This window comes from Algibacter pacificus (assembly GCF_008033385.1).
Classification (GTDB): domain Bacteria; phylum Bacteroidota; class Bacteroidia; order Flavobacteriales; family Flavobacteriaceae; genus Algibacter; species Algibacter pacificus.
The window spans coordinates 1-3,283 of sequence record NZ_VOGY01000030.1; the positions used below are offsets into that span (position 1 = coordinate 1).

The window sequence follows — 3,283 nt, forward strand, 5'->3', positions numbered from 1 at the left end:
GAGAAATCAATAAAAATAATAAACCTCTAAGCATTTATGTTAAAAAATATAATCACAAATTGTTTAACTAAAAATTCATGCCAATGACATAAATAATAATACCAAGTTTTTTAGGATAAATGGTATTTAAAGATAAAATACTATTTGATATTCTGCAAAAGTAGTGTTTCCTTAAGGACTTTTGAGAAAATTAGTTTAAAAAATAATATTAAAATTTTACAAAAATGAAAAATAAATTTTTAAGTATCGCTTTTGTTTTAGGCATTGCGATTCTAGGAGCAGTAAATGTTACTTTAACAAGTACCGAAAACGATAATTTCGATTTAGCATCAATTGTGAATATTTCGTCAGCAAATGCAGAAACACCACCTCCTCTTGGAGGAAAACACGCTGTATGTCATGGTTGTGATAATGAATTAAATTGGCCTTGGCAATGGAATCAAGGATTAACGAAAGATGAAAGAGAATGGACACGTCCATGTCCAGATGAGGATTCATCTAGCACAAGTGTAGGTGTCGATGTAGATACTCCTCAAGGAGGAGGAGGAATAAATGGAAGTCATTCAAGTAGTCAGTCTAATTCAGGAGGAAGACAAGATATTTCTTGTCCTTTTGGATATAATAACTGTACAGCAATAGATTGTAAATAAAAATAAGACTATCTTACTTAAAAAGGTAAGGTAGTCTTTCTAATCATTTAAAAATGAAAGTAATAAAAAAATATTTCTTCCTAATAGTTTCAATAGTTACCATAATCACAAGTTGTCAAAGTGGTGATAAAAAACAAAGCCTTTTTACTAAAGACCAAATAGATAAATTAAATTTAAAATCTGCAAAACTATTAAATATCGAAACCGACTCACTAACAAAAGTAAATTTAAATCCTTTTTTGAAAAAAGAATCTTTTAAATTTGATTCTCTTATTAGCGAAATTAAATTTATACCTTTAGAAACCTCTGAAAAAAGTCTACTAGACGATATAATGAAAGTTATTGTAACTGATTCTTGTATTTATATTTATGATGATTATAAAGCGGGAGGTGTCGTTATTTTTAATAAAAAAGGAAAATTCATAAAGAGAATTGATAACGGTAAAGGTCCTGGAGAATTATTTAGATTATATGATATTGACTTTGATAATACTAACGATCAATTAATAGCTTATCAACATCCATACCTAACATTTTACACATCATTAGGTAAATTTACTAAGCAAAAAAAATTACCTTTAGGAGCTTATAATTTTTTAACTATCCCAAAAGGATATATTTTCAAAACATTGGATAATCAAGGAAATAATCATTTAGGAGACTTACAAAACTACACTTTGCTAATAACAGATAAGAACTTTAAATTAAAATCTGTTGGTATGCCCAAGCCTGAAAATAACCTTAACTATGGAGGCTACAACTATTTATATAATAATATATCTTTAAGTATTACTGAAAGATTTTCAGACACTATCTACAATTACGAAAAAAGTTTAAATAAATTAAAAGCAAATTATGTTTTAGACTACAACACAAAAAAACTACCAGAACAGTTCACTAAAAACGGATTTAAGAAATTTGAAAAAGCAATAAAGAATAACGATTACTACTTTTATTTAGGAGAGTATCTTGAGACAAATTCTTGTCAAACATTTTTCTTAGAAAATTGGTATAAAGGAGTGAAAACTGCTATCTATAGGGATAAATCTAGTGGAAAACTCCTCGGAGGTACTAATTTTTTATTTAGCCCAAATGAAATTCCATCTATAGGTTTCCCAAGGTGGACTTCTGGCGAGTACTTTGTTTCATTGTACTTTCCTAACGAAAAAGATTTATTTATTTCCAAATCGACTTTAATTTCAGACGAGGATAAATTAAAGCTTAAAAATCTTACGGGGAATAGCAATCCTGTTTTAGTACTATTCAAATTAAACTCATTTTAAAAATGAAGAAAAACAGCTTATTGGTATTTGTTATTATATCCCTATTTGTATTTAATGTTTATTCTCTTTATCGTTATAACAATTTAAAGAAGTTAAACAATTTGAACATTAAAAAGAATCTTGTAGAAATAGAAAATGATGAATTAGATACTTACAAATCAAGTTATAAAGGGGGTATATTAAACAATGGCAAAAAAATTAGTCGTCATCTTTTGGTTAAAGATTCATTACATAATCTTATTCCATTGAAAAACACTTTTGAGGATAAGCAAAATAATATGCTTGTATATCGTTTTTCAAAAAGGCATTGTGAAAGCTGTGTTGTTGCTTCTTTAGAAGTATTAAAAAGACATACTGATTCTATAGGAGTTAGTAATATTTTATTTTTAGGCAATTACGGAAACAACAGAATTTATAACAGAACAATGTTTGAGTATGGTCTTAAAAAAATGAAAGTTTACAACGCTTCATCTTTCAATATTCCTGCTGAAGAGATAGGCTACCCTTATTTTTTTGTTCTGAATTCAAATTTAGAAGTCTTGGATTTGTTTATTCCTAATAAAGCAGTGCCTAAAATAACGGAGGATTATCTGAAAATAATTAATAAAAAATATTATTAGTTTTATTTGCTTGTTCAATGAGTATAAGAAGATTATTTATCAGGTCAAAATTAAACTGATGAATGATGTTTTTAATTATGAAATTTACAATATTTATTATCTTCATAACTATTTTCGTTAAACATCAATAAAGACAGCATATTCTCAATTAATTTATTCTATATAATTTGAAGGCAATTAGTTTTACTAACATTAAAAACAAACACTATATAGTTATGGTTCTTCTGTCATTCATTTTGATAACGGGGGAGCTATGGCTTTTTATACTTTTAGGACTATTAAGCTTAGTTTACTTTTTAATGAATACCTTTTTAACCAAAATAAAAAACAGGTATTTAAAGACAGCATTCAAAAGTGTTTTTAATTTAGTTGCTTTTTTCTTAATTGTTGTAGCTTTAAAAATATTCGTTTTTGGCGTATTCAAAATCCCCAGTTCTTCCATGAAAAATGCTTTGTTCCCTAAAGACGTTATTTTAGTTAATAAACTAAAGTACGGACCACGATTACCACGTTCACCTTTTGATATTCCATTTGTAAACATAGGATACTATTTCAATGAAAATGCAAAAAAACGTTTTAAAGAGTATTGGTGGCCTTATAAAAGGTTATCTGGCACAGCTTCAATAGAACAAGGAGATGTTATCGTTTTTAACTCCCCTTGGGAAAAAGACTTTATTTTAGTAAAACGCTGTGTGGCCATCTCTGGTGACACGTTGCATATAGAAAATGG

Annotated in this window: 4 protein-coding genes; all 4 read left to right on the plus strand. The window is 27.7% G+C overall.

The features are described from left to right. The first annotated feature begins 335 nt into the window (after nt 1-335). Nucleotides 336-650 (plus strand): hypothetical protein, encoded by a 315-nt coding sequence (locus FQU21_RS17130; protein ID WP_147679229.1) that lies wholly within the window; start codon nt 336-338, stop codon nt 648-650. Nucleotides 651-703: 53 nt separating this feature from the next. Next, entirely contained in the window at nt 704-1,933 is a 1,230-nt protein-coding gene (locus FQU21_RS17135) for a 6-bladed beta-propeller (protein WP_147679230.1), read from the plus strand. Nucleotides 1,934-1,935: 2 nt separating this feature from the next. After that, a complete protein-coding gene (locus FQU21_RS17140; RefSeq protein WP_147679231.1) occupies nt 1,936-2,553 on the plus strand; it encodes a hypothetical protein in 618 nt (205 codons plus the stop codon). 299 nt (nt 2,554-2,852) lie between these two features. Further along, on the plus strand, nt 2,853-3,283 hold a 431-nt coding region (gene lepB, locus FQU21_RS17145), incomplete at its 3' end, for a signal peptidase I (RefSeq protein ID WP_187269415.1).

What these genes read in the sequence shown, in the direction of transcription:
- FQU21_RS17135 (WP_147679230.1), top strand. Translation starts at nt 704, where the DNA reads ATGAAAGTAATAAAAAAATATTTCTTCCTAATAGTTTCAATAGTTACC.
- FQU21_RS17140 (WP_147679231.1), top strand. Translation starts at nt 1,936, where the DNA reads ATGAAGAAAAACAGCTTATTGGTATTTGTTATTATATCCCTATTTGTA.